The organism is Arthrobacter sp. M4 (assembly GCF_020251205.1).
Taxonomy (GTDB): Bacteria; Actinomycetota; Actinomycetes; order Actinomycetales; family Micrococcaceae; genus Arthrobacter.
Genome location: NZ_JAIWYX010000005.1, coordinates 66,136 through 92,659 on the forward strand (window position 1 = coordinate 66,136; position 26,524 = coordinate 92,659).

25 protein-coding genes and 2 tRNA genes are annotated in these 26,524 nt (G+C 61.2%); 13 read left to right on the forward strand and 14 right to left on the reverse strand.

Going from position 1 to position 26,524, the window contains the following annotated elements:
- Positions 1-69 precede the first annotated feature (69 nt).
- The 3 genes from LD110_RS10400 (at position 70) to LD110_RS10410 (ending at position 2,144) form a co-directional block, all read left to right on the forward strand.
- Complete coding sequence (locus LD110_RS10400; RefSeq protein WP_225498985.1) at positions 70-657, forward strand: methylated-DNA--[protein]-cysteine S-methyltransferase; 588 nt, start codon at positions 70-72, stop codon at positions 655-657.
- Positions 654-1,346 (forward strand): alpha-ketoglutarate-dependent dioxygenase AlkB, encoded by a 693-nt coding sequence (locus LD110_RS10405; protein ID WP_225498738.1) that lies wholly within the window; start codon positions 654-656, stop codon positions 1,344-1,346. Before LD110_RS10400 ends, LD110_RS10405 begins: the two co-directional genes overlap by 4 nt.
- A gap of 99 nt (positions 1,347-1,445) precedes the next feature.
- A complete protein-coding gene (locus LD110_RS10410; protein WP_225498739.1) occupies positions 1,446-2,144 on the forward strand; it encodes a DNA-3-methyladenine glycosylase I in 699 nt (232 codons plus the stop codon).
- A gap of 808 nt (positions 2,145-2,952) precedes the next feature.
- Here LD110_RS10410 and LD110_RS10415 read toward each other — a convergent pair.
- Both LD110_RS10415 and LD110_RS10420 read right to left on the reverse strand, forming a co-directional pair.
- Positions 2,953-3,801, reverse strand: a complete 849-nt coding sequence (locus tag LD110_RS10415) for a rhomboid family intramembrane serine protease (RefSeq protein ID WP_225498740.1) — start codon at positions 3,799-3,801, stop codon at positions 2,953-2,955.
- 11 nt (positions 3,802-3,812) lie between these two features.
- Positions 3,813-4,358 carry a peptidylprolyl isomerase gene (locus LD110_RS10420; protein WP_225498741.1) on the reverse strand — a complete coding sequence of 182 codons (546 nt, stop codon included), beginning with the start codon at positions 4,356-4,358 and terminating at the stop codon, positions 3,813-3,815.
- Between the two features lie 155 nt (positions 4,359-4,513).
- Here LD110_RS10420 and LD110_RS10425 point away from each other — a divergent pair, with 155 nt between their 5' ends.
- Together LD110_RS10425 and LD110_RS10430 are read left to right on the forward strand one after the other, a co-directional pair.
- On the forward strand, positions 4,514-5,533 hold the full coding sequence (locus LD110_RS10425; protein WP_225498742.1) for a hypothetical protein: 1,020 nt from the start codon (positions 4,514-4,516) through the stop codon (positions 5,531-5,533).
- A 135-nt stretch (positions 5,534-5,668) separates the two neighbouring features.
- Positions 5,669-6,544 carry a glycosyltransferase family 2 protein gene (locus LD110_RS10430; protein WP_225498743.1) on the forward strand — a complete coding sequence of 292 codons (876 nt, stop codon included), beginning with the start codon at positions 5,669-5,671 and terminating at the stop codon, positions 6,542-6,544.
- A gap of 33 nt (positions 6,545-6,577) precedes the next feature.
- On the opposite strand, the gene LD110_RS10435 is transcribed toward LD110_RS10430, so the two are convergent.
- From LD110_RS10435 to dnaA, 12 genes are all read right to left on the reverse strand, one after another.
- Positions 6,578-7,501: a DMT family transporter gene (locus LD110_RS10435; protein WP_225498744.1), complete on the reverse strand. Its 924-nt coding sequence runs from the start codon at positions 7,499-7,501 to the stop codon at positions 6,578-6,580.
- Positions 7,502-7,566: 65 nt separating this feature from the next.
- Positions 7,567-7,642 (reverse strand) — tRNA-Ala (locus LD110_RS10440).
- Between the two features lie 68 nt (positions 7,643-7,710).
- The gene (locus LD110_RS10445; RefSeq protein WP_225498745.1) at positions 7,711-7,827 is read right to left on the reverse strand and encodes a DLW-39 family protein; all 117 of its coding nucleotides are present in this window, start codon (positions 7,825-7,827) and stop codon (positions 7,711-7,713) included.
- A gap of 60 nt (positions 7,828-7,887) precedes the next feature.
- Positions 7,888-7,961 (reverse strand) — tRNA-Ile (locus LD110_RS10450).
- Between the two features lie 100 nt (positions 7,962-8,061).
- A complete protein-coding gene (locus tag LD110_RS10455; RefSeq protein ID WP_225498746.1) occupies positions 8,062-8,685 on the reverse strand; it encodes a DUF3566 domain-containing protein in 624 nt (207 codons plus the stop codon).
- A complete protein-coding gene (gene gyrA, locus LD110_RS10460; RefSeq protein ID WP_225498747.1) occupies positions 8,682-11,402 on the reverse strand; it encodes a DNA gyrase subunit A in 2,721 nt (906 codons plus the stop codon). Before gyrA ends, LD110_RS10455 begins: the two co-directional genes overlap by 4 nt.
- A 63-nt stretch (positions 11,403-11,465) precedes the next feature.
- Positions 11,466-13,538, reverse strand: coding sequence for a DNA topoisomerase (ATP-hydrolyzing) subunit B (gyrB, locus tag LD110_RS10465; RefSeq protein ID WP_308012426.1), 2,073 nt, complete (start codon positions 13,536-13,538; stop codon positions 11,466-11,468).
- Positions 13,539-13,919: 381 nt separating this feature from the next.
- Positions 13,920-14,486 (reverse strand): DUF721 domain-containing protein, encoded by a 567-nt coding sequence (locus LD110_RS10470; protein WP_225498748.1) that lies wholly within the window; start codon positions 14,484-14,486, stop codon positions 13,920-13,922.
- On the reverse strand, positions 14,473-15,672 hold the full coding sequence (recF, locus tag LD110_RS10475) for a DNA replication/repair protein RecF (protein WP_225498749.1): 1,200 nt from the start codon (positions 15,670-15,672) through the stop codon (positions 14,473-14,475). The genes LD110_RS10470 and recF overlap by 14 nt, the downstream gene beginning before the upstream one ends.
- 22 nt (positions 15,673-15,694) lie before the next feature.
- A complete protein-coding gene (gene gnd / locus LD110_RS10480) occupies positions 15,695-16,579 on the reverse strand; it encodes a phosphogluconate dehydrogenase (NAD(+)-dependent, decarboxylating) (RefSeq protein WP_225498750.1) in 885 nt (294 codons plus the stop codon).
- A 92-nt stretch (positions 16,580-16,671) separates the two neighbouring features.
- Positions 16,672-17,796, reverse strand: a complete 1,125-nt coding sequence (dnaN, locus tag LD110_RS10485; RefSeq protein ID WP_225498751.1) for a DNA polymerase III subunit beta — start codon at positions 17,794-17,796, stop codon at positions 16,672-16,674.
- Positions 17,797-18,397: 601 nt separating this feature from the next.
- Entirely contained in the window at positions 18,398-19,813 is a 1,416-nt protein-coding gene (gene dnaA, locus LD110_RS10490; RefSeq protein ID WP_225498752.1) for a chromosomal replication initiator protein DnaA, read from the reverse strand.
- Between the two features lie 492 nt (positions 19,814-20,305).
- Between dnaA and rpmH the strand changes: the two genes are divergently transcribed.
- From rpmH to LD110_RS10530, 8 genes are all read left to right on the forward strand, one after another.
- Complete coding sequence (rpmH, locus tag LD110_RS10495; RefSeq protein ID WP_113716382.1) at positions 20,306-20,443, forward strand: 50S ribosomal protein L34; 138 nt, start codon at positions 20,306-20,308, stop codon at positions 20,441-20,443.
- A gap of 39 nt (positions 20,444-20,482) precedes the next feature.
- Positions 20,483-20,893 carry a ribonuclease P protein component gene (rnpA, locus tag LD110_RS10500; protein ID WP_225498753.1) on the forward strand — a complete coding sequence of 137 codons (411 nt, stop codon included), beginning with the start codon at positions 20,483-20,485 and terminating at the stop codon, positions 20,891-20,893.
- On the forward strand, positions 20,886-21,314 hold the full coding sequence (gene yidD, locus LD110_RS10505) for a membrane protein insertion efficiency factor YidD (protein WP_374200325.1): 429 nt from the start codon (positions 20,886-20,888) through the stop codon (positions 21,312-21,314). Before rnpA ends, yidD begins: the two co-directional genes overlap by 8 nt.
- A gap of 17 nt (positions 21,315-21,331) precedes the next feature.
- Positions 21,332-22,297 carry a membrane protein insertase YidC gene (yidC, locus tag LD110_RS10510; protein WP_225498754.1) on the forward strand — a complete coding sequence of 322 codons (966 nt, stop codon included), beginning with the start codon at positions 21,332-21,334 and terminating at the stop codon, positions 22,295-22,297.
- Positions 22,297-22,836: a R3H domain-containing nucleic acid-binding protein gene (locus tag LD110_RS10515; protein WP_225498755.1), complete on the forward strand. Its 540-nt coding sequence runs from the start codon at positions 22,297-22,299 to the stop codon at positions 22,834-22,836. Before yidC ends, LD110_RS10515 begins: the two co-directional genes overlap by 1 nt.
- Before the next feature lie 6 nt (positions 22,837-22,842).
- Complete coding sequence (rsmG, locus tag LD110_RS10520) at positions 22,843-23,493, forward strand: 16S rRNA (guanine(527)-N(7))-methyltransferase RsmG (protein ID WP_225498756.1); 651 nt, start codon at positions 22,843-22,845, stop codon at positions 23,491-23,493.
- 110 nt (positions 23,494-23,603) lie between these two features.
- On the forward strand, positions 23,604-24,656 hold the full coding sequence (locus LD110_RS10525; RefSeq protein WP_225498757.1) for a ParA family protein: 1,053 nt from the start codon (positions 23,604-23,606) through the stop codon (positions 24,654-24,656).
- 66 nt (positions 24,657-24,722) lie between these two features.
- On the forward strand, positions 24,723-25,994 hold the full coding sequence (locus tag LD110_RS10530) for a ParB/RepB/Spo0J family partition protein (protein WP_225498758.1): 1,272 nt from the start codon (positions 24,723-24,725) through the stop codon (positions 25,992-25,994).
- Positions 25,995-26,524 lie beyond the last annotated feature (530 nt).

Below are 26,524 nucleotides of genomic sequence, written 5' to 3' on the forward strand. Positions count from 1 at the left end.
GCCAACAACGGCTTTAAGCCGCTGGGCGGCACAGACGTGGCTGATCTTGAGGAACCGCAGGAGGCGGCCATGCTTTTAGCGCCGCTTAACAAAGCAGCGTCCGACGACGTCGGGCGGCTGGCCGGGCTCCTGGCCGAGGCTGCTGATCGCGAGGGCCTCTTGGATGTTGCATACCGCACCATCGATTCACCGCTCGGGGAGCTCCTCTTGGCAGCCACAGATCGCGGCGTGGTCAGGGTGGCTTTCTCCGTTGAGGGCCACGACGCGGTGCTGCAGGAACTGGCCCAACGGATCAGCCCTCGGATCCTCCTTGCCCCCGCCAGGCTGGATGCAGCTGCGCGCGAACTGGGGGAGTACTTCGCAGGGAAACGCCGTTCCTTTGACCTGCCGCTGGACCTGAGCCTGTCACGAGGGTTCCGGCTCAGTGTGCTCCACCATTTGCCCGATATCGCCTACGGACACACTGCCAGTTATGCCCAGGTGGCCGCTGCTGCAGGTAATCCCAAGGCTGTCCGTGCCGTTGGCAGCGCCTGCGCCACTAATCCCTTGCCCTTGATCGTCCCATGCCACAGGGTGGTTCGTTCGGATGGCAGCCTGGGCCAGTATCTTGGCGGCACAGATGCAAAGCGAACACTGTTGGACATGGAGGCAGCATGAGCGGGGCTTTGTTCCCACTGCCGGCCGAGCCTCGGGAGGTGGCCGCGGGCGCAGTGCATATGCCCGGTTGGCTGAATTTGGAGGAACAGTCCTGGATTGTCCACCAGTTCCGGCAATGGGCCGCTGGTCCGGTTCCGCCGCGGGCCGCCGTTATGCCGGGCGGACATAGGATGTCCGTTCGCACGGTCTGCCTTGGTTGGCATTGGCAGCCGTACCGCTACACCCGCGAAGCCACGGACGTGAATGGAATGCGTGTGCTGGAGTTTCCCGACTGGATGGTACGGCTGGGGAGAAGGGCCGTTGCAGAGGCTGGGTCAGTTGCGAGCGACCCTGGTGTCTACGGTGCAGGGGACCCGTCGTCGGACTTTTCTCCAGACGCGGCCCTGGTGAATTACTACGACGATGCGGCGACCATGGGTATGCATCAGGACAAGGATGAGAAGTCCAATGCACCGGTGGTTTCCCTGTCCATCGGCGACTCGTGCATTTTTCGCTTCGGGAATACGGCCACCCGTACCAAGCCGTACACCGACCTGACCTTGGCCTCGGGGGATCTCTTTGTGTTCGGAGGTCCCTCCCGCTTTGCTTACCACGGCATCCCAAAAGTCCTCCCGGGCACCGCGCCTGCGGGCTGCGGTTTGGACCACGGTCGAATCAACATCACCATGCGGGTCACTGGATGGTTGTAGCTGCCAGATTGTTGTAGCTGCCAGATTGTTGTAGCTGCCAGATTGTCATAGCTAGAGGGCACAATGACGCGTAGGACGCATAAGGACAGGACAAGCCACATGGACGCTCAAGCAACAACGCAAAACAACCCAAGCCCTGCCGCGGTGCCCAACACAGCTGAAAGCCACCCGGTTCCGGTTGAGCGGGTCCAGTCCGGCCCATCCCAGGCCTTGGGGACGATCATTGGCGAAGACGGCTTGGCGCGTCCCGCGTGGGCTTCTGTGGACCCGATGCTGCGCGATTACTACGACCAGGAATGGGGCATGCCTGTCAGGGACGAGCACGGCCTCTATGAACGCATCAGCCTTGAGGGATTCCAGTCAGGCCTGTCCTGGGCCACCATCCTCAGGAAACGCCCGGCCTTCCGGGCCGCCTTTGCCAACTTCGACCCGGAAATCGTTGCCGAGTACACGGAGCGGGACGTTGAGCGGCTAATGCAGGACGCGGGGATTGTCCGTAACCGCCTGAAAATCCAGGCCGCCATCACTAATGCCCGCGCCACGCTGGCCCTGCGCCAGGAAGGAGGGCTTGTGGATTTCGTCTGGTCCTTCCAGCCAGCCTCAACTCCAAGTCCCGCCACCATGCAGGACTTGCAGACGCAGTCTCCGGAGTCTGTCGCTTTATCCAAGGCGCTCCGAAAGAAGGGCTTTGCCTTTGTCGGCCCCACCACCATGCACGCGCTCATGGAAGCCATCGGAATGATTGACACCCACCTGGTCGGCAGCCACCGGCGTGGCAGCTCCGGCGTGTGGGTGTAGTTCCGCGGTTCCACAGAAGTGCACAACTTTATCCACAGGTGTGGAGAAAGTACGTGGACATCCCAGCAATATCCACAGAGAACGGCTAGTTGGAGCCGATCCAGGGTGAAGCCAAGCCTGCAGCACGTTATACCCAATGTGAATAAGGCTGTGGATTGTTGAGCTAGTTTCACGGAGTGTTCACGTTCCACCTATTGAAGTTGTCATCCTTGGGCGTGGATTCCGATCAAAACGACCTCTCCAGGCGTAGGGACGGCTCAGCAGGAGCTCTTCGGTGCTGTGGGTTTCCGTCCAAGGCAGTTACCCACTTAAGAACAGGCCGCTCTCCACAAGTTATCCACAAGTGTGGACAGCGCTTGGTGGATGTGGCGCTCTGGCCTGTATTTACGCGGATTGCGGGCCTGTGGAAGGATCCAAATCACAGGCCTGTGAGTTATTAACAGTGTTGATAAGTCTGTTGAAAGCCCAAGGCACGCACCCTCAACGGCAAGATTTTCCACAGACTGCGCGTGGAACCCCTACTTTTCCACTTAGCCACAGCCCGGGGCCTCAAAGTTATCCACAGATGTGGATTACTGATGTGGGAATCTCTTTCCAGGCGAGCACATCCGCGAGAAGACGAGCCAGGAGGTAGGAAAGCCTCTCGAACTACACGAATGTAAGTTACGCACAGTGTGGATAACGCCTGTGGAAAAGCAGGCTGACAATATGCGGCTCCCTGCGGCTTTCAAAGCATGGTCGCCAGCGAAGGCAAAAGAATGGGGCGCCCGCCAGACGACGTGCGCCCCAGTAGGGATGGGAAAGGGCCCTAAACGGGTCGGAGGACCGTCGCCAGGACCAGGGCAGCAAATACAAGCACCAGGGCGCCGGCTTGGAAGAGTCCACGGCGTCGCCCACGGGGTACGTAGGCCACGGCTGCGGCAGCCAGCGCGCCAGTAACCAACCCGCCCAAGTGGGCCTGCCAGGCAATCCCGGGTACCAGGAAGCCGATTACACCGTTGATGGCAATCAGCACCCAAAGTTGCCTGGTGTCGCCACCCCGATGGCGTTGGATCACCAGCATGGCCCCAAAGAGGCCAAAGATCGCACCTGACGCGCCAACTACGGGAATAGGTGGGTAGATGGGCGTGAGCAGGTAGAAGCCAACGGAACCGCCTACCGCGGAAAGCAGGTAGATCGCCAGGAAGCGTATGCGTCCCAGGAGGGGCTCCAGCGCCTGGCCAAAGATCCACAACGTGTACATGTTCAGCACGATGTGGAGGATGAAGCTTTGGGAGTGCAGGAAGGCGGCCGTCAGCATTCGCCACGGCTCAGGTTCAGCCAAGGCGGAGGCAAAAGCCATCTCCTGGAAAATCCAGTCGCCCGGCACAATCCACTGCAGGATATAGACGGCCACGCACGCCGCGATGATCGTATACGTCGCTACAGGCGGGCCAGGCCGCGCGGTGCCGCCATAGACGGACCGCGCGGCCGGCGTCGAACGCGCTGTTTCGTTGACACAGTCAACGCATTGGAACCCAACCGGAGCTGCTCGCTGGCATTCCGGGCAGGCTGGCCTGCCGCAACGCTGGCAGCGCACGTAGGAGGGCCGGTCCGGATGCCTGGGGCATACGGGGATCTCTGACGTTTGCTCTGCCGGTGGGTATCCGAATGACATGGGATAAGAAGTTAAAGCTGCTCGACGTCGATGCTGTTGATGACCACGTCCTCAACAGGGCGGTCGCCCATGCCGGTGCGCACGCCTTCAATGGCGTCCACAACCTTCTTGGACTCGTCGTCAGCTACTTCGCCGAAGATGCTGTGCTTGCCGTACAGCCAGTCGGTGTTGACGGTGGTAATAAAGAACTGCGAACCATTGGTTCCGCGGCCCATCTGGATGCCGGCGTTTGCCATGGCCAGCTTGTAGGGGGCGTTGAAGTTCAGTTCCGGGTGGATTTCGTCGTCGAACTTGTAGCCCGGGCCTCCGATGCCGCGGCCCAGTGGATCGCCACCCTGGATCATGAAGTCCTTGATGATCCGGTGGAAGATGGTGCCGTTGTACAGCGGAGTACCGGTCTTGTCCTCACCTGTCTCCGGGTGCGTCCAGGACTTCTCACCGGTGGCAAGGCCGACAAAGTTGGCGACGGTCTTGGGGGCGTGGTTGCCGAACAGGTTCACCACGATGTCGCCGAGGTTCGTGTGAATGGTTGCTTTTGCCGTTGCGATAGCAGTCATAGCGCCATTCTTTCATGTGGTGGCAACGCGGAACCTGTGCGGAAGCTGGTTCCGCGCTGGGTGAAATCACCCGCCATTCTGTGGGAAGAATAGCCGGTGGAGTGCAATCGACGTAGGCTAACAACAAACCATCACCTATATATCGGGAGGTAGTTGTGAAGAAATCGGACCGTATTGCACGCGACCTTGAGCACTCTGTCGCAACAAGTGTCGAAAATGCACGTGATTGGGCGGCGCCTCGCGTTGAAGCGGCAGTCCAATGGGCCGTTCCCCGGATCCAGCACGGCATCGACACAGCCTCCCCGAAAATCCAGGAAGGCCTGAAGTCGGCCGCCCACAACCTGGCTGATGGCGTCGCCACCGTGACGCCTCGCATCCAGGACGGTCTGGCCCATCTGGCGCCCAAGATCCATGACGCCGTCGACGATGCCACGCCCAAGATCCAGGAAGCCCTTAATAAGGCAACGCCGGCGCTGACCCACGCACGGGACGTCGTCGTCGAGGACTACCTGCCCAAGCTATCCACGCAGATTGGCCAGGCCTCGGAAGTCGTGCACAGCGCCCTGGAAGCAGCGCCCGCAAAAGTGGATGCAGTGGCACAGAAGCTGGTGGACTCCGGCGTCGTCCACAACCTGCAGGAACAGGCTCAGGCGAAAGGCTCGCAGCTGAAGGCGGCAGCAGAGGAAGCCACCAAGGTGGTTTCGAAGGAGCTGTCCAAGCCTGCCAAACCCAAGAAGCGCGGGCTGTTGATCTTCACGGTGATCGCTGCGGCCGTCGCCGCTGGCATAGCAGCCTGGCGCGCCACCAAGCCCGTAGAGGACCCCTGGAAGACCCCGACGCCGGTCACCCCAGCGGGCGGCTCCACTACGGGCACAACGACGGCGACTCCTGCCGCCGCGGCTGCCTCGGCCGAAGCAAGCGCCGCCAAGGCAACTGACAAGGTGCAGGGAGTTGCTGCCGACGTCGCCGAGAAGGCCGCCGATGCCGCCAAAGCCGCGGCAGAAAAGACCGCCGACGTAGTGGAGAAGGCGGGCGAGGCCGCTGAGAAGGTTGGCGAAGCTGCCAAGGAAGCCACCGGCAAGGTGGCCACCGACGCCAAGACTGCCATGCACAACATCGCGGCCAGCCTCCACAAGGACGACGAGCACAAAGAACCAGAGCACAGGGCCGAGTAGCCTCCGCTCCATCCCATCCGGGTGAGGGGACCCCGGGCGTACTGAACTCCAGTTCGCCCGGGGTCCCCTCAGTGTTTGTCCACCGGTAACCCGGACTGCCCTTGGCGGGAGGGTCCGGGTGCTAGATTTGAAGGGATGTCAGCTGATAGATCCACCGAGGACCTCCCGCTTCCATCTCCGGAGCCGCCGGGGGTGTCCATCATCATCCCGGCGTACAACGAGGAAAGCGTCATTCGGCAGTGCTTGATCGCCGCCATCTACCAGTCGGTCCCGGCTGACGAAATCATCGTGGTGGACAACATGTCCAAGGACCGCACCGCGGACATCGTCCGCCAAATGCAGCAGGAGTACCCTGAGAGCCCCATCATCCTGCTCAGCCAGGATCAAGCCCAGGGACTCATTCCCACCCGTAACTTTGGGTTGAATCACGCCACCTCCGAGGTCCTGGGCCGGATCGATGCTGACTCAGTGCTGGAGCCCGACTGGGTGGAACAGGTTCAGAAGGCGTTCACGGACCCCTCTGTCCAAGCCGCCACGGGCCCCGTGGTCTACTACGACATGCCCATGCGCCGCTTTGGCCTCAAAGCCGACGACAAGATGCGCCAGCTGATGCTGAAGCTGGCCAAGCACCAGTACCACTTTCTTTTTGGCTCGAACATGGCTCTCCGCCGATCGGCTTGGGAAACGATTCGGGACGAGGCCTGCCTTGACGAGAAAGACCAGATGCACGAGGACATAGACCTTTCACTGCATCTGGCCGAGCATGACCTCAAAGTGCAGTACTGGCCGCAGATGGTGTCCGGCATGTCGGCCCGCCGGCTCGAGGATTCCCCCAAGGACTACCGCTACTACGTGACGCGCTTCGACCGGACGTACAAGGCCCACAACGTTAAGAAAATGGCGCTGAAGGCGCCCATGGTGGTCTTTTTCTCCGTCTATTTTCCTGCGAAGCTCCTGCGCGCCATCCACACGGCCAGTTCCAGCCAGGCTGTGCGCCGCGGCGGCCAGTAACCCTCCGTTGGGGCCGCCAGCCGCACCGACCCGCTAGTCAGTGCCCAATTCGGCAATGCGCGGCTCGCGCGGCTTGCCGCGTCCATTGCGACCGTTCCGGCGCTGCCCAAGTACGACGACGGCCAGCCCCGCCAGGATGAGGGCCAAGCCAGCGTAGGTGCCGGCGGGCAGTTTCTCGCCAAGGAACACCGCGGCGAGGATGGCTGCTCCCGGGATCTCGAGCAGGATGGTCATCGAAACCACCAGTGGGCTCATGCTCGCCAGCAGGTGGTTGAACGCCGTGTGCCCAAGCAACTGGGCACACACGGTGATGGCCAGGATGCCAAGCCAACCGCGGCCGTCGAACCCTGCCAGCGGCTGCCCAACCACGATTGCCAACACGGCGACCAAAGCCGCGCACATCCCGTAGCACAGCCCCGTGTAGGTTCCAGTGCTCAGCGTCTGCCGAGCTTTGCCGCCGGCGATCGTGTATAGGCCCGCCAGCGCGCCGCCAGCAAGGGCCAGGGCGTCGCCCAGGAGCGCATCCGGGGAGACCCCCATGTCAAAACCCGTGATCAGCACAACGCCGGCCAGGGAAATACCTAGACCGGCAAGAACGGACCAGCGATATCTGGTGCCGCGGAACAACTCAAAAACAACAATCCATGCCGACTGCAGGCATACCAGAGCCGTGGCTGCGGCAACGGAAGTCAGCTGCAAGGAGGTGATGAAGCAGGCAAAGTGCAGGGCCAGGGCGGCGGCTGCCACAGCCGACCAGACAAACTCCCGCCGGGTCAGTCGCCCGAACGTCCGTGGTTCGCGGATGATCACAGGGGCGGCCATCACGGCCGCGCCGATGGCGTTGCGCCAAAAGGCGATGGCCAGGGCACTGACGCTGGTAGCGCCCAGGGTGGCGGCGATCAACGGACCGGAAGCGGCTACGCCCAAGACACCGAAGGCCGCGATCAGGAGGTTCACTTTCTCACCCTAGTCAGTCGCCACAACAAAAAAGCCCCGGCCGTGTTGGCCGGGACTCTTTCCCATGGTGGAGGCAAGGGGACTCGAACCCCTAACCCCCTGCTTGCAAAGCAGGTGCGCTACCAATTGCGCCATGCCCCCGTGGAAACACCCATCCATCCTATCCCAAGCGATTGCCAGCTTGTGACTGACCGTCGAGCGGACCTGGGCTAGCCAACCTTGTCGGTGGCCTTGCTCCAGTCAGATTTCCGGGCTTCGGACTCCTGCACTTTCTTGTAAAGCAGTACGCCTGCGATCGCCGCTGCTATAACAAGCAACTTCTTCACATGCACCCCGTTCCGGGCCGACTTTTGATCGGACCTTTACTTGAACCTGTGCTGGTTCCGTGGGCGTACCAGGACTTGAACCTGGGACCTCTTCGTTATCAGCGAAGCGCTCTAACCGCCTGAGCTATACGCCCCGATGCCTCATCGGGCCGAGACATGACTCTACAGCACATCCCGGCCCGATCTCAAATCGAGGGTTGACACCGCCGCAGGGAGCGGAATCGGGCCCCGAATTTAGTCGTCGGTGAGAGTGACTCCAATGCCGCCCACCAGGGTCGCGGCGATGTTGTAGAGCACAGCCGACAGCATGGACAAGGCCGTCAGGAGCACCACGTTGACCACGGCGATGATCACCGCGAACGACGCCACCTGGCCCAGGGAGGCAACCTTCTTTAGTTCAAAGCCGCCGCCTTCGGAGCCGGCCAGCGTCCCCAGGAGGCTGTCCACCTGGTTGAAGATGCCAGTCAGGTCCAGCACTGTCCACAGAACAATCGCCGCAACCACCGTCACAATGCCCAGGGCAACGGACAGCAGGAAAGCCATCTTCAGGACGGACCATGGGTCTACCTTGCTGATGAGAAGGCGTGCACGGCGCACCTTGGCCTTCGGAGCGGGCTTTACCAATCCAGGAGTCGTGGGCCGCTGGGCAGGAGCCGCCGGACGCTGTCCCGACACGGTGGGCCGCTGGCCGGGGGCCGGCGGCCGTTGTCCGGGAGCTACAGGTCGGGTAGCGCCCGGACCGCTGGACGGTCTCTGCTGCGGACGAGCCGGTGCATCCACCCGCGGAGCGGACGTCGGCTGCCGGAGTCCGCCGGGGACGCCCGAGCTCGGCTTGGAATATGAGTCGGAATTACTCACTCGTTACCTCCGGTGTTATCTTCGTTCGGCACCGAGGCACCGGACTGGTCTTCCGGTGCTATTTCGGCCGGTGTCGATGCCTGCGAACCACCGGCATCTTCAGCCAACGTTACGTCATCGGCCCCGTCGGCCGCCTGTTCGGCCGAGTTTTCGTCGGTCACCGGACCCGTTTCATCGGGTTCGGCTTCGTCTGTTTCGTCGCCCTCGAGGTTTCGTTCGCTGTTGCGTGCCACCTCGATGATCCGGTCGTTTTTGTCCGGTTTGGCGAAGATGACGCCCATGGTGTCGCGGCCCTTGGCGGGGACTCCGGAGACTGCGGAGCGGACCACTTTGCCGCCCTCCATGACCACAAGAACCTCGTCTTCTTCCTGCACGATCAGGGCGCCAACAAGATCACCGCGTTCTTCAGCAAGCTTGGCCACCTTGATGCCCAGGCCGCCACGGCCCTGGAGCCGGTATTCCTCAACGGCGGTCCGCTTGGCATAGCCGCCTTCCGTTACCACGAAGACGAACGATCCGTCCTGAACAACGTCGGCAGCCAATAGTTCGTCATCTTCACGGAACTTCATACCGGTCACGCCGGACGTTGCACGGCCCATTGGGCGCAGGGCATCGTCCGTGGCCGTGAAGCGGATGGATTGTCCCTTCCGCGAGACGAGAAGGAGGTCATCTGTTTCAGAAACCAGCTGCGCCGAAACAAGCTCGTCCTCCTCGCGGAGGTTGATGGCGATAACGCCCGCGCTGCGGTTGGTGTCGTAATCTTCCAGCCGGGTCTTCTTCACCAGGCCGCTCTTGGTAGCCAGCACCAGGTACGGCGCCTGCTGGTAGTCCCGCAGGTCCAGCACTTGGGCGATGTGCTCATCCGGCTGGAACGCCAGCAGGTTGGCAACGTGCTGGCCCTTGGCGTCGCGTCCGGCCTCAGCCAGTTCATACGCCTTGGCACGGTAGACCCGGCCGAGGTTGGTGAAGAACAGCAGCCAATGGTGGGTGGTGGTGACAAAGAAGTGTTCCACCACGTCGTCACCACGCAGCTGGGCACCCTTGACGCCCTTGCCGCCGCGCTGCTGTGAACGGTAGTTATCACTCCGCGTCCGCTTGACGTACCCGCCCCGGGTGATGGTGACCACCACTTCTTCCTCGGGGATGAGGTCTTCGATGGACATGTCACCGTCGAAGCCCATCAGGATCTTGGTGCGGCGTTCGTCTCCGTGCTTCGCCACGATCTCGGCGAGCTCGGTGCTGATGATGTCCCGCTGGCGCTGCTCGGACGCGAGGATCGCGTGGTACTCCGCGATCATGGCTTCAAGTTCTGCGTGACGGTCCTGGATCTTCTGCCGTTCCAGTGCGGCGAGGCGGCGCAGCTGCATGTCTAGGATGGCCCGGGCCTGAAGCTCATCGATGTCCAGGAGTTGCATGAGGCCGTCGCGCGCAGCTTCGGTGGTGTTGGACGCGCGGATCAGGGCGATGACCTCGTCCAGCATGTCCAGGGCCTTGAGCAGGGCGCGGAGGATGTGGGCTTCCTCTTCGGCCTTGCGCAGACGGTACCGGGTGCGGCGGGCGATGACATCCAACTGATGGTTGATCCAATGCCGGATGAAGGCATCCAGGGTCAGCGTCCGCGGCACGCCGTCCACAATGGCAAGCATGTTGGCCGGGAAGTTGTCCTGCAGCTGGGTGTGCTTGTAGAGATTGTTCAGGACCACCTTTGGAACGGCGTCACGCTTGAGCACAATAACCAGGCGCTGGCCGGTGCGGCCCGAAGTTTCATCGCGAAGGTCCGCGATGCCTTGGATCTTGCCGTCCTTGACCAGTTCGGCGATTTTGATTGCCAGGTTGTCCGGGTTGGCCTGGTACGGCAGTTCGGTGACCACAAGGCAGGTGCGGCCCTGGAGTTCCTCGACGTTGACCACGGCGCGCATGGTGATGGAGCCGCGGCCGGTTCGGTAGGCCTCTTCGATGCCCTTGTGGCCCAGGATTGTGGCGCCCGTAGGGAAGTCCGGACCCTTGATCCGCTGAATCAGCGCTTCCAGCAATTCCTCACGGCTGGCCTGGGGATTCTCCAGCGCCCATTGGACGCCGTCGGCCACCTCGCGCAGGTTGTGCGGCGGAATGTTGGTGGCCATTCCGACGGCGATACCCGAGGAACCATTGACAAGCAGGTTGGGGAACCTGGCCGGCAGGATGGTGGGTTCCTGGTTCTTGCCGTCGTAGTTGTCCTGGAAGTCGACGGTTTCCTCGTCGATGTCCCGGACCATTTCCATGGCCAGCTGGGCCATCTTCGTTTCGGTGTATCGCGGAGCGGCGGCGCCGTCGTTGCCGGGAGAACCGAAATTCCCCTGGCCGAGGGCCAGCGGATACCGCATGGTCCAATCCTGGATCAGGCGGACCAATGCGTCGTAGATGGCCATGTCGCCGTGCGGGTGGTAGGTACCCATGACGTCACCCACCACGCGGGCGCACTTGTTGAAGGCCCGGTCCGGCCGGTAGCCGCCGTCGAACATTGCATACAGTACGCGGCGGTGGACGGGCTTCAGGCCATCACGGACGTCCGGGAGGGCGCGGCCCACAATGACGGCCATGGCGTAGTCGAGGTAGGACCGCTGCATCTCCGTCTGCAGGTCCACCTGCTCCACGCGGTCAGTCAGCACATCGCCTTCAAGGACGGCATCCGGCGTATCAGGAGTTTCCGAGGGGACTTCAGGGGTTTCGTCACTCATCGTCGTGTATTTTCCGTTTCAGGTATATGTCTGCTCAGGGATGTTTCGAGGTCTTGTGGACCCTTAGATATCCAGGAACCTGACGTCCTTGGCGTTCTGCTGAATGAAATTGCGCCGTGACTCCACGTCTTCACCCATCAGCACAGAGAAGATTTGGTCCGCCGCCGCGGCGTCCTCCATGGTGACCTGCAGCAAAGTGCGTCGGTCTGGGTCCATGGTGGTGTCCCACAGCTCGGTGTAGTCCATTTCGCCCAGACCCTTGTAGCGCTGGATGCCGTTCTCCTTGGGCAGCCTCTGGTTGTTGGCGATGCCCTTCTGGATGGTGTCGTCGCGCTCACGGTCGCTAAAGACGTAGTCGTGGGGAGCGTTGGACCATTTGATGCGGTACAGCGGAGGCTGGGCCAGATAAACGTAGCCGTTCTCGATCAGCGGACGCATGTATCGGAAGAGCAGCGTCATAAGCAGCGTGGTGATGTGCTGGCCGTCGACGTCTGCATCGGCCATCAGCACGATCTTGTGGTACCGAAGCTTGGAAATGTCGAAGTCCTCGCCAATGCCCGTGCCGAATGCCGTGATCATGGACTGGACTTCGTTGTTGCCCAGGGCCTTGTCCAAGCGCGCGCGCTCCACGTTGAGGATCTTGCCGCGCAACGGAAGGATGGCCTGTGTCTCCGGATTGCGGCCTCGCTTGGCGGAGCCACCTGCGGAGTCACCCTCCACAAGGTAGACCTCGCACCTCGACGGGTCCTTGGAGGAGCAGTCGGAAAGCTTGCCCGGCATGCCGAACGACTCCAACGGGCTCTTACGGCGAGCATTGTCACGGGCCTTGCGGGCAGCCATTCGTGCCTGTGCTGCCTGGATCGCCTTTCGTATGACGTCCCGGGCGGGGCCGGGGTTGCGTTCAAGCCAGTCACCCAGCTGGTCCGTCACCACGCGCTGAACAAAGCCTTTGACCTCCGAGTTGCCCAGTTTGGTCTTGGTCTGGCCCTCGAACTGCGGTTCGGACAGCTTCACGGAAATGACGGCGGTCAGGCCCTCACGGATGTCGTCGCCTGTGAGGTTGTCGTCCTTTTCCTTGATAATGCTCTTCTCCCGCGCGTAGCGGTTGATCAGCGTGGTCATTGCAGCACGGAAACCCTCTTCGTGGGTACCGCCTTCGTGCGTGTTGATGGTGTTGGCGTACGTGTGGACGCTCTCGGAGTACGCCGTGGTCCATTGAAGGGCCATTTCGACGGCGATCTTCCGGTCAGTGTCCTCCGTTTCGAACGCGATGACATCCTCGTGGACAACATCCACCTTCTTGCTGGAGTTCAGGTGCTTGACGTAGTCCAAGAGCCCGTCGTTGTACTGGTAGACAACGGTGCGGTGTTCAGCCACGACTTCGCCCTCGGCCGCCACCGAATCCAGGTCCAGGTCCGGATCTTCAACGGTCTTCTCGGGACGCTCGTCCACCAAGGTGATGCGCAGCCCCTTGTTCAGGAACGCCATCTGCTGGAAGCGGGCGCGCAGGGTCTCGAAGTCGAAATCGACGGTTTCGAAAATGGCATCGTCCGGGTAGAACGTCTGCGTCGTTCCGGTCTGGTCCGTGGGTTCGCCCTTGACGAGCTCGCCTTGCGGCTTGCCGCCGTCGGCGAACGACATACGCCAGACGTGGCCCTGGCGGCGGATCTCGGTGTCCACCCGCTTGGACAAGGCGTTCACCACAGAAATACCAACGCCGTGCAGACCACCGGACACGGCGTAACCGCCACCGCCAAACTTGCCCCCGGCGTGCAGGATGGTCATAACGACTTCCACTGTGGGCTTGCCCTCGGTGGGGTGGATGTCGACGGGGATGCCACGGCCATCATCCACTACCTTCAGGCCGCCGTCGGCCTGAAGCGTGACTTCGATGTGGCTGCAGTAGCCGGCAAGGGCCTCGTCGACTGAGTTGTCAACTACCTCGTAGACCAGGTGGTGCAGACCGCGGGGCCCTGTGGACCCGATGTACATGCCGGGGCGCTTGCGAACAGCCTCGAGTCCTTCGAGGACCGTGATATCGCTAGCCCCATATTCCCGGGGAGCCGAAGGGTTTGGTGCGGGGTTGTTCCCCCCTGTCGGCTGGACTGCCACGGTCTCTGCGTTTTCGCTGGCCACAGGCGCTTTCGACTCCTCTGCATTTCGGTGCCGGCAACCGCAGCCCCGATCTTTTGCAAAGGGAACCGACGGCCGCCAGCAGGCACGTCACTGATCACGCCTGGTTGGTGCTTTGCCCGTAGTCGATTGACCAGCGCGTGCGAAAGCGGCTGGAATCGGACTCAGTCATCGCTTTGCCGGCGCCCAGTTATCTACAAGCGATTCTATCGTGAAAACTACCGCGACCCCGCATCAACGGCGGTCGCGGCGCTGGGAAACTGCCGCTCACAGGCCACTGGCCCGCGCTGCAAGGCTCCAACGGTGGCATGAATGGGTGCCTATACAGCTCCGGGGCGTTGAGGCGCCCTGCATGCCGTTTACGCAACGTTCAGCTGAGCCGACTCAGCCGTAAGTGTCCCGCGGTCCGCGTCCGCCAACGCTGCGGCCGCCCTTGCGCCAGCTTGGAGCGGCGGGACCCAGCACCTGAATGCTGGTCACAACGCCCTCGCCGAGTTCCTTCCGGAATTTCTCCAGCAGGCTGGTGCTGAGCAGACGGAGCTGTGTGGCCCAGGCCGTTGAATCGCAGCGGACATGCAGCGTCGTGTCGGTGAAGGTTTCCGGGGTGCAGTGGGCGGCAATATCCGGCCCAACAAGCGAAGCCCACTCTGCCATCACGGAACCGACGGCCACCGGAGAGGTCCAGCCCCGCTCGGCAACAAGCCTGCCCACCACTTTGCTCAATCCCAACGGATCGCGCCCAGTGTTGTGGAATTGACTGAATCCCCTCGTGCCCGCGGCCTCGCCGCGCCCGGGCGCGCCGTTCCTCCCGGTGGTGCCGGACCTAGGGGCGGATCGCCGGACCTCACCACGCGCGGCTGCTGCTTCGCGGACCCGGTTCAACGCAGCTTGGGCTGCGTCGATCTCATCGGGGTCCCGACCTGGCTGGAGCCCCCCGCTATCCTTCGCCATCGATGCCTCCCGGAACCACCCTGACGCGCCGGCCCGCCAGTTCTTCCGGGATATCGGCGTCGACGGCGGCCGTCACCAGCACCTGTTCGGCGCTGGCTACGATGCCGGCAAGTTTACGCCTGCGCTGGACGTCAAGCTCCGCGAAGACGTCGTCGAGGATCAGGATGGGGGCGGAACCGCCCGTCATGGCGTCGTCCAACATGACGTAATAGGACGCCAGGCGCAGCCCAAGGCACATGGACCACGTCTCACCGTGGGATGCATAGCCCTTGGCAGGGGCGCCACCCAGACTGAGCACCAGCTCATCCCGGTGCGGGCCCACCATTGAGATTCCCCGCTCCAACTCCTTTCGTCGGGCGGCGGCGAAGGACCGCATATAGCGCGAGGCCAACTCCTCGATGGAAACGGATGACAGGTCCTCCGTAGCTCCGTCCGCGGTGGCGCCCTGCAGCTCAAGCTCCTGGCCACCGTCGTCGTCCAATACACCTTCCAGGGTGGAGCGGTAGGCGACGTCGGCAATCTTGGTGCCGTCTGTCAACTCCGCGTAGGCGCGGGCCAGATGCGGCCGTAGCCGCTCCACAATTTGAAGCCGGGCGTGAAGGAGTTGGGCTCCGGCCCTGGCCATGTGCTGGTCCCACACTTCAAGGGTGGCCTCGTGGGCGGAAGTGAATTTGCCGCTTCGCGCTGATTTCAGCAGTGCGTTGCGCTGCTTGAGCACGCGGTCGTAGTCGCTGCGCGTGGCGGCGTGAACTGGCATCAGGCTCACCAGCAACTCGTCCAAAAAACGACGGCGGTTGCTTGGGTCGCCCTTGACCAAGGCCAAGTCTTCGGGGGCGAAGAGCACGCTCTGGCAGATACCCAGGATGTCCCGCGCCCGGACGGGATTTCCGCGGTTAATCCGGCCGCGATTGGCCCGGCCGGCGTTGATTTCGAGCTCCACGATTGTGGCTTGGTCTCCGCGAACCAGCCTGCCCCGGATCATGGCGCGGTCGGTACCGAACCTCAGTAGGGGTCCGTCAGAGCTGACCCTGTGCGAACCCAGCGTGGATAGATAGCCGATGGCCTCCATTAGGTTGGTTTTGCCAATCCCGTTGGATCCAACAAGGACCGTGACACCCGGACCGAGTTTCAGGTCCACCTGGGCGTAACTGCGGAAATCCGTGAGCGAAAGGTGTTCGAGGTACACGCGTTCTGCCGGACTCCGGGCGCTACTTGGCGGGGCGGGTGGCGTGCCCGCCAAACTGGTGGCGCAGTGCGGAAACCATCTTCATGGCCGGGGAGTTGTCCTCGCGGGAGGCAAATCGCGCGAAGAGTGCGGCGGTGATGGCAGGGGCAGGGATGGCGTTGGCGATTGCCTCCTCCACGGTCCACCGTCCTTCGCCGGAATCCTCAACATAATCATCGATGGATTGCAGGCCAGGATCTTCGTCCAATGCCTTCACCATGAGGTCCAGGAGCCATGAACGGACCACCGTTCCCTTTTGCCAGGCGCGGAACGTGCCCGGAAGATCCTGCACGATCTCCTTCGCCGCGAGCAGTTCGTAGCCTTCGGCATACGCCTGCATCAGGCCGTACTCGATGCCGTTGTGCACCATCTTGGCGTAGTGGCCGGCACCGACGTCGCCGACGTGGACAAAGCTGTCCGCCCGTTCGCCTTCCGGTCGGAGGGCATCAAACACGGGAAGGGCACGTTCGATGTCCTCGGGAGCACCGCCTGCCATTAGCCCGTAGCCATTTTGAAGTCCCCAGACGCCACCGGAAACCCCGCAGTCGGCGAAGCGAATGCCCTTGGAGTCCAGGAGGGCTGAATGCTTCTGGTCCTCGGTGAAGCGGGAGTTACCGCCGTCGATCACCAGGTCGCCCGCACTGAGCTTCTCTGAAAGTTCGGTGATCACCGAGTTTGTGATCTCGCCGGCGGGCACCATCACCCAAATGATGCGCGGCGCCGGTATGGCTGTGAGGAGTTCGTCCAGGCTCCCGACGTCGGTCACTTCAGGATTGCGGTCAAGGCCTGTGACTTCAATGCCGCCCTTGCGGAGACGTTCACGCATGTTGAAGCCCATTTTCCCGAGGCCGATTAGTCCGATATGCACAATGAACTCTTTTCTGCTGTGGGCTGGATGGGCGAAGTAGCTTGCGGGCGCTGAATGGTGTTGACGTTAGACGCCGCTGGGCCGCGAGTGAGTTAGTTGGGCAGCCTCACTGGCATCACAAGGTAGCGATAGTCGTCCTGGTCGTCTCCATCAGCATCGGCCTGCGCTGTGATCATGGCCGGCTTCGGGGCGCTTGTGAACGAGAACCTGACGAACTTGGTTTCGATCACACTGAGGCCCTCAACCAGATAGTGCGGGTTGAATGCCACTGTGATGTCATCCCCGGTCAGGGTAGCTTCGAGTTCTTCCGAGGCCTGGGCGTCTTCACCGGTTCCGGCGTCCAAGTGAAGTTGTCCTTGGGTGAAGGCCAGGCGCACGGGAGTGTTCCGTTCGGCCACCAAGGCCACACGGCGAACGGCTTCCACGAGTTCCTGGGTTTGGACGGTTGCGTGGATTGGGGTGGATTCGGGGAACAGCGAGCGGATCTTCGGGTATTCACCGTCCACCAGCAACGAAGTGGTGGTGCGGCCACCGCTCTCAAAGCCGATCAGCCGACTGTCGTCGTCCGCAATGGCTACGCTCAGGTCTCCGCTCCCGCCAAGGGTCTTGGCAACTTCGTTCAAGGTCTTGGACTTGACCAGGGCGCTCGTGGAGATGCTGGGGTTGACCGGCTTCCACGGGATTTCGCGCATAGCCAGGCGGTATCGGTCTGTGGCCAGGAGCGTGATGAGGTCGTCCTCGATCTCCATGCGGACACCGGTGAGGATGGGCAGGGTGTCATCTTTGCTGGCAGCGATGATGACCTGGGATACGGCCTGGGCAAAGACATCGCCCGACACGGTACCGCTAACGGCGGGAAGCGCAGGGAGCGGGGGATATTCCGCCTCGGGCATGGTGGCCAGGTGGAAGCTGCTCCGGCGGCAAGTCAGCGTGACTTTGGTGCCATCGGTTTCGATTTCCACGGGTGCGGACGGCAGGCTTCGGCAAATGTCAGCCAGTAGTCGTCCGGAAACCAGAATCGTTCCTTCGACAGCAATGTCGGCCGGAATCTCAAGCCTGGCGGATGTCTCGTAGTCGAAGCTGGACAGGCTGACCGTCCCCGCTTCGGCTTTGAGCAGCAGGCCTGAGAGTACGGGGACGGGCGGCCGCGGAGACAACGACCGGGCTGTCCACGTGACGGCTTCTGCCAGGACGTCCCGCTCGACTCTGAACTTCACGGAAGTCTTCCGCCTTTCATTGCTGCTGTCAGTGCTGGTCCGCTCGCGTGGGCGAGCTGGTTCGCGCCGCTCGCCGCCTGTTGTTCCGTGGTCGCGCACGGTGGATCCAGAGTGCGAATCACAAAAACAGCTTCAGGGACGGGACGCATTGCTGACAGCTTAGCCGCATCCGTGGAGATTAACCCATCCCCAGCTCACAGGCTTGTAGTTCTGCTGGGCTCGGTCTGGGAAGTCAGGCCAAGCGGCTGTGCACTGTGGGGCCCTTCAGAGGGAGATTGTTGTTTGAGGGATTCAAATTTTTGGGATTCGTAGTGTTAATAACTCTTGTGGAAACTGTGGAAAACCCGCTTCTGCGGTGCGGATCCGCGGTTAAGCCCTGTTCATGTGTTGTGGGTGGGCTGGGTTTTAAACAGGGTGTGGATGTGGATTGCTAACCGGGGCGTTTTTGGGAATCCACAGACGGCTTAAGGGTTTTAAGCCCATTAACCGCGCTTGTCCCCTTAAGAATCCACAGGTTTATCCACATGTACTCGTTAATAAGGTATAGCTTGCCGCTACTCGGCCCTTGGCGATGTGGATTCCGGTCTCGTACGCGCCGGGGCTAGGAGTCCCGCTGCTGCTGCTTGATCCGGTTGGTCAGCTCGGTGACTTGGTTGTAGATCACACGACGCTCGGCCATCAGTTCACGGATCTTCCGGTCCGCGTGGATCACGGTGGTGTGGTCGCGGCCGCCAAGCTCCTGGCCAATCTTTGGCAGGGACATGTCCGTGAGTTCGCGGCATAGATACATGGCGATCTGGCGTGCAGTCACCAGAGTCCGTGTGCGGGACTTGCTGCAGAGCTCTTCCATGGTCAGCTTGAAGTACTCCGCCGTCTGGTCCAGGATCTGCTTCGCCGTGATCTCCTGGGCACCGTCATCGGTGATCAAATCCTTGAGGACCATTTCGGCCAGCGCGACGTCCACGGGCTGCCTATTGAGGCTGGCGAAGGCCGTGACACGGATGAGGGCGCCTTCCAGTTCACGAATATTGCTGGCGATCTTGGAAGCGATGTACTCGAGTGCGTCATCCGGAGCGGAAAGTCCCTCACTCTGGGCCTTCTTCCGCAGAATGGCGATACGGGTTTCGAGTTCCGGCGGCTGGATGTCAGTCAGGAGTCCCCACTCAAAGCGGGACTTCATACGGTCTTCGAATCCTGCGAGCAGCTTGGGCGGCTGGTCGGACGTGATCACAACCTGCTTGTTGTTGTTATGCAGGGCATTGAATGTGTGGAAGAACTCCTCCAGCGTCCGGTCCTTGCCCGCCAGGAATTGGATGTCATCGATCAGCAGCACATCGACGTTGCGGTACGTGGTCTTGAAGCTTGCGCCCTCGTCATCGCGGATCGAGTTGATGAAGTCGTTGGTGAATTCTTCCGAGTTGACGTAACGGACGCGGATTCCGCTGTAGAGGCGTCGTGCATAGTGGCCGATCGCATGCAGAAGGTGAGTCTTGCCCAGTCCTGAGTCGCCATAGATGAACAGCGGGTTGTATGCCTTGGCGGGTGCTTCGGCTACAGCCACGGCCGCGGCGTGGGCAAAGCGGTTCGAGGAACCGATCACGAACGTGTCAAAGACGTATTTCGGGTTCAGCCGTCCAAATTCGTGGGACGTGCTGGGCGGGGTGGGCTGCGGCTTCGGCTCAAAGGCGCCGCCAACAGCCGGCTCGACGACGGCGGGCGGCTCATCCTGGAGCGGCACCAAGTCGGTGTCTACGTCGATGGCGCATCGGATGTCATCCGAGAAGACATTGCGCAGGGCTTCGTCCAGTGCTTCTTTGACCTGGGTCTGCAGGACCTCGCGGGTCAATTCATTGGGAACGGCGACCAAGAGCGTGGAACCGATGAGGCCCTGGGCCTGGGCAAGGCCGACGAAGCCGCGCTGGCGGGGTGAGACGCGGTCATCCTGTTCCAACAGGCTGAGGACCCGGCGCCAGGAACTTCCGACAGTATTGGCGTGATTGGCTTCGTCTACTGTCATCAAGAGCGTTCCTAAGATCCTTGCTTGCCATCGGGCCGGCCACTGTTACGTCCGGACATATGCCATCGGAATCTGGGCCAGCGGTGAGTGTGTTTCCAAAGGAATCCACAGGGTTATTCACAGTCCGTGGATAATCGGCTACTGAGACACTCTAGGGGATGAAAAGGCCAGAAGATAGCTGGCCTCGGGCTTGTGGATAATTACATGGCTGTCGTTTCAAAATGGAGCCTGTGACCCACTTCATCCACAGGCTGGAGAGGTTAGTTGAACACAGCTGTGGACAGCTTGGAAAGGCTGTTTCGGTTTGACGCTGGGGTGTATTTTGCCCTAACGTTGTGAAGTCCTTTGTGTCCGTTTTTTGATCTGCCATGCCTTGCTGAGCGCACGTCGCCCGGAGGCTTCAGAGCAGCGGACATCAGCAAAACTTAGCGTCGGCCAGTTCTTTACTTTCTGATCGGGTGGACGCACCTTTGATCCACTGGAGTAACTAACGTGAGCAAGCGGACTTTTCAGCCGAATAACCGCCGTCGGGCCAAGAAGCACGGCTTCCGCCTTCGTATGCGCACCCGCGCCGGCCGCGCCATCCTGGCTGCACGCCGTGGCAAGGGCCGCGCCGAACTGTCGGCGTAATTACTGATTCGTCGGCCGCCATACCCTTTGTGAGTTAAGGTGCTTGCCACCCGTAACCGCTTGCGGACGTCGGCCGACTTTTCAACAACCTTACGTTCCGGCGTCCGCAATGGGCGCCGGAACTTAGTGTTATATACGGCGGCAATTGCTGCCGACGAACCCAGCCGGATCGGGTTCATTGTTTCGAAAGCTGTCGGGAACGCTGTCACTAGGAACCTCGTTAAGAGGAGACTGAGAGAAGCAGGGGCGCTGTCATTGCAAGCGCACCGTACAGGCCTGGCAGTTGTAGTTAGGGCCCTACCGGCCGCCGCCACGGCTGGCTGGGACGAGTTGCTGGCTGACTACAACGCGGCGCTAGCTGTGACGACGAAACGACTTGCCGGCGCGGCCCCGCGGGCCGCTTCGCCTCGGGAGCAGGGCATGACAGAGGGAGGAACACCGCGTGCGTAACCGGACTGCCGCCGTCGTACCCTCAACCAAAGCTGCTCCGCATCAAACCGCAGCGCCCATCTCAAAGGCTGCGCGAATGGTGGGTTCCTTCATCTGGAATCTTCCTCGGAACACTTTGATCGTGCTCCTCATGATCTATCGCAGGCTTGTCTCCCCCCTTTACGGGCAGGTCTGCCGATTCTTTCCCTCCTGCTCGGCCTATGCCCTAGAAGCTGTAACTGTTCACGGTGCCGTGAAAGGAAGCTGGCTGGCTGCCCGGCGCTTGGCCAGGTGCCATCCTTGGAATGCCGGCGGCGTGGACCATGTCCCCGCCGGACACCGCCACTGGCCGGAAGGCCGCACGCCCACAATTGTTGTACTGAACAACCCGGATCAGTTCTTGGCTGCTCAGGCTAATGAAGAAGGCCGCCCAGCGGCCTAACAAAATAGGGAAAACGTATGGACTTCTTTGAAACAATCATGTTTCCGTTCAAATGGCTGGTCTCAGCCATCATGGTCGGTTTTCATGACGGACTGAGCTTCATTGGCCTTCCGGCGGCCTCGGGCTGGACCTGGACGCTGTCCATCATCGGGCTGGTGCTCGTGATCCGTGCGGCCCTGATTCCGGTGTTCGTGAGGCAGATCAAGGCCCAACGGGGCATGCAGCTCCTGCAGCCGGACCTGAAAAAACTCCAGGACAAGTACAAGGGCAAGACTGACCAGCTGTCCCGCCAGGCCATGGCGCAGGAGCAGATGGCACTCTACAAGAAGCACGGCACCAACCCGTTCTCCGCATGTTTGCCGATGCTGATCCAGATGCCGTTCTTCTTCGCGCTGTTCCAGGTTCTCTCCGGTATCACTTCGGCAAAGGACAAGGGCCAGGGCATCGGAGCCATGAGCCACGACCAGGTGGTGCAGTTCGATCAGTCCAGCATCTTCGGCGCACCGCTGAACGCGACGCTGCTGCACGGCGGTGGCGGGGAGCACCAGGTGACGGTGGTCGTCCTGACGATCGTCATGATCCTTGCCATGACAGCCTCGCAGTTCATCACGCAGAAGCAGATCATGGCCAAGAACATGTCCGAAGAGGCACTGGCCAGCCCGTTCATGCGCCAGCAGAAGATGATGCTGTACATCCTCCCGATTGTCTTCGGCGTGGGCGGCATCAACTTCCCTATCGGCGTCCTGATCTACTGGACCACAACCAACCTCTGGACCATGGGCCAGCAGTTCTTCGTCATCCGCCGTATGCCGACGCCCGGCTCCCCCGCAGCGAAGGCCCTGGCCGAGCGTCGGGCAGCCAAGGGCCTGCCTGCGCTGCCGATCCTCGGTGGCAAGCGGGAGGAAGCCGAGGTCGCGCCCGCCGTCGTACAGCCCAAGGGGCAGCGCGTACAGCCGCAACGTAAGAACAGGAAGAAGAAGTGATGTCTGTCGAAAGCACTGAAAAAGCCGTGGCGAGCGACGAGCACGACGTAGAAGAAACGAAACCCTCTGCTGCCAGCCGTCTGGAAGAGGAAGGCGACATCGCCGCCGACTACCTCGAAGAACTGCTGGATATCGCAGACATCGACGGTGATATCGACATCGAGGTCCGCAACGGCAGGACGTACATTTCCATCATTGCCGAGGAAGACTCCTCCGGTTTGGAGAGCCTGGTTGGACGCGACGGCGAGGTCCTGGAAGCCTTGCAGGAGCTGACTCGGCTGTCTGTCCTCTCGGCCACGGAGAACCGTTCCCGCCTGGTGCTGGACATCAACGGCTACCGCAAGGAGCGTGCCGGCTACCTCCAGAAGATCGCAGAGGACGCCGTGGCGCGCGTCAAGGAGACGGGCAATTCAGTTGCTTTGGATCCGATGAGCGCCTACGAGCGCAAGATCGTCCACGACGCCGTTGCCGACCTCGGCTTCGTCAGCGAGTCGGAGGGCGAGGGTTCCGACCGTCACATCGTGGTTTCGGCCGACTAGCCGACCATGGTTGAGATCACTCCAGCTGAGCTCGAGGCGGCACAGAAGATCTTCGGTGACCGCCTTGATCTCGCTACCCGGTATGTCGAACATTTGGCGACGTCAGGGACGGAGCGCGGGCTGATTGGTCCGCGGGAAATCCCGCGATTGTGGGGTCGGCATGTTCTGAACTGCGCTGTCATTGAGTCCGAGATTCCGCCCAACAGCCACGTTGCCGACGTCGGAAGTGGTGCCGGGCTTCCGGGACTCTGCCTGGCGATTGCACGGCCGGACCTTAAGCTCACCTTGATCGAGCCCCTCGAACGCAGGGTGATCTGGCTGCAGGAGGTCGTTGACGACCTCGGCTTGGACAATGTCACTATCCTGCGCACTCGTGCTGAGCTCGCTGCCGGTCAGGTGACGGCCGACGTTGTCACGGCCAGGGCCGTGTCCGCGCTGAACAAGCTGGCTGGCCTGACCATTCCGTTGCTGGGCGGCAAGGGTGAAGTGGTGGCGATCAAAGGTCGTAGTGCGGCCGAGGAAATCGAGAAGGCCGCTAAGGTCATCCGCAAGCTCGGCGGCGTGGAGACTTCGGTTGTGGTGGTTGGACAGGAGCTTTTGGAGGAACCCACCACAGTGGTGAGGATCATCGTCAATAAGCCTGGGAAGATTAGCTAGCCCCAGGCTTGGATCCCTCAAGGGGTGCCTGCAAGCAGTTAGGCTAGAGAACGGCAGCCAGCGTTAGCTTAGAGCGGCGGCCAAGGCTGAATGAGAGCGAGAGTGTGACAGTGAGCAGTAGCGAAGCCTCCACGCAGCGGATCCCGCCGTTTATATCGTTGGGGTCCGCGCGGGCCTCCGCAGTACCACTCGCAGCAATTCAGTCACCGTTTAGTCATACCAATTCGGTTGAAAACGCAGCCGTTTCACGTGAAACCGAAATCGTTAGTGGCAATGTGATGGATTCCATCGACGATTCGAGTCCCATTGCCCGCCAGTTGGCTAACGAGACACGGCGCCGGGAGAGGCTGGATGGACGCAAGCTGCCCAGACCGAGCAAGACGCGGATTTTCACCGTCTCCAACCAGAAGGGTGGCGTCGGTAAAACGACCACCACGGTGAATATCGCAGCTGCCCTTGCCAGTGCTGGGTTGAACGTGATGGTCATTGACATCGACCCGCAGGGCAACGCATCCACGGCTTTGGGAATCGAGCACCACGCGGACGTGGACAGCATTTACGACGTCCTCATCAACGACCTTCCGCTCAAGGACGTCGTGGCGCCTTGCCCTGATATCCCCAACCTCATTTGCGCCCCCGCGACCATTCACCTGGCCGGCGCTGAAATTGAGCTCGTGTCCTTGGTGGCCCGGGAGCAGCGATTGCGACGGGCCATTGATCTGTACGCCAAGGAACGCGAAAAGAATGGCGAGCCGCGCCTGGATTTCATCTTCATCGACTGCCCACCCAGCCTTGGCCTGCTGACTGTTAATGCCTTCTGTGCCGCGGGCGAAGTCCTGATTCCCATTCAGTGCGAGTACTACGCGCTGGAAGGCTTGAGCCAGCTCTTGAAGAACATTGAGATGATCCAGAAGCATCTCAATGCCGATCTTGTAGTGTCGACGATTCTTTTGACCATGTACGACGGCCGCACGAATCTGGCCGCCCAGGTTGCTTCCGAAGTTCGTCAGCATTTCCCCAACCAGGTGCTTAGCGCCGTGGTACCCCGCTCTGTGCGTATTTCCGAGGCTCCGAGCTATCAGCAGACTGTGATGACGTACGACCCATCATCCAGCGGCGCGTTGTCCTACTTGGAAGCCGCTGCTGAAATCGCTGAACGCTAAACTTTTGACACACAGCAACAGCCTTAGCCCGGCCAGGCCGGGCTTTTCCATCGGAGGGACATACGCATGAGCGAGAAGCGACGAGGCCTGGGCAGAGGTCTTGGTGCACTCATTCCCAGCTCCCCAACGGCTGGTGTGACCACAAGCGGCGCCGCACCGTCCCGACCGGTTGACCTGTTCTTCCCTGAGTCGCGCAAGAGCCCTGTAGAGGGCGCGTCTGGCGATGGGGCTGCTGAAGACTCGGGCACCGCAAGGGCCTCCCGAGAAGGGGCGCCGGCGCCTAGTGCGGCGGAAGCTGAAGAACCAACGACGGCGAAGCCCGCTACTGCGAAGACGTCCCCTCAGCGGTCGGCTGGCAAGGCTCCGGCTCCCCAGATCGCGGAAGCCAAGGACACAAGCCGGAAAGTTCCGGCCGGGAAATCTGCGGCAAAGTCCGCCGGAGCTGACCCGGCCGCGGTGGGGTCGGCCGCGGATGAAGCTGCGGTTACTGAGGTCAATTCTGATGTTGACTTGGTTGAGGTGCCTGGTGCTCGGTTTGCGGAGATTTCGGTTACGGACATTCATCCCAACCGAAAACAGCCCCGTAGCGTCTTCGATGAGGACGAGATGGCCGAGCTGGTTCACTCAGTCAGGGAAATTGGCGTTCTCCAGCCGATCGTGGTTCGAACTTCCACTGAGGAAGGCCGGGAACCTTATGAGCTGGTTATGGGTGAGCGCCGGTGGCGTGCGGTCCAGGCGGCCGGACTCGACACTATTCCTGCGATTGTCCGGGACACCTCGGATGATGACCTACTCCGTGACGCGCTGTTGGAGAACCTACACAGGAGCCAGCTGAACCCATTGGAAGAGGCTGCCGCCTACCAGCAGCTCCTAGAGGACTTTGGCACCACGCACGAGCAACTGGCCGACCGCATTGGCCGGTCCCGACCACAGGTTTCCAATACCCTTCGCCTGCTTAAGCTTCCGCCGCTGGTCCAGCGCCGGGTTGCGGCCAACGTGTTGTCTGCCGGTCATGCTCGTGCCCTCCTTGCACTGCCTGATCCGGCAGCCATGGAACGCCTGGCTCAGAAGATCGTCGCCGAGGGCATGTCCGTTCGGGCAACTGAAGAGGCTGTAGCTCTTTATGAGGATTCAGAGAAGCCGACCAAGAACAACATCCCCCGACCGAACGCACGGCACGAACGTTTGGACTACCTGGCGTCGTCGCTATCGGACCGCTTGGACACGAACGTGAAGATCACGCTCGGTGCTCGTAAGGGCAGGGTCAGCATCGAGTTCGCCAGCGTAGAGGATCTGAATCGGATCATGGACGTGCTGAACCCTGGTTCGGAATCGTAGCGTCTGTTCGGGATTGCAGAGTTGGCCTGGGCTTGTAGGTCTTGGCTGCGTTTTGTAATTTGGTTCTCCATTATCAAAAAGTAGGGTCTGCCCATATTGTCTGTATGGGTAGGCCCTATTTGTCAGGGCTGGGAATTGCCGTCGCCGCGCTTGGCTGCACGAGGTGACCGTACTGGAGGCGCACTCGACGAGGTCATTGCCGAGAGAGCGCGTTTGGGTTCGCTGTATGGCGATGTGGTCGGGTCCACGTGTTTTCATCCGTCCTGGCATTTTCAGTGGCTGAGTATCCGACTATGTCTAGGCGTGGGGGCGGGGGCTGGGATCGCCGGCGGAACCTGTCTTTGTGGATGTCATGAATCAATCGGTGTCGATTACTCCTTGGCTGCGGCAAAGATGATGTGATCCGATCTCCACAAATTGGATGAGATAATCTGCTTTGTTCTGTTGATTATTTGGGTTTCATCTGTGTTCTTGAAGTGGAGCTGATGATGGATCGATCATTTTGTGTCGTGGCGTCTCGTTGAACAGCT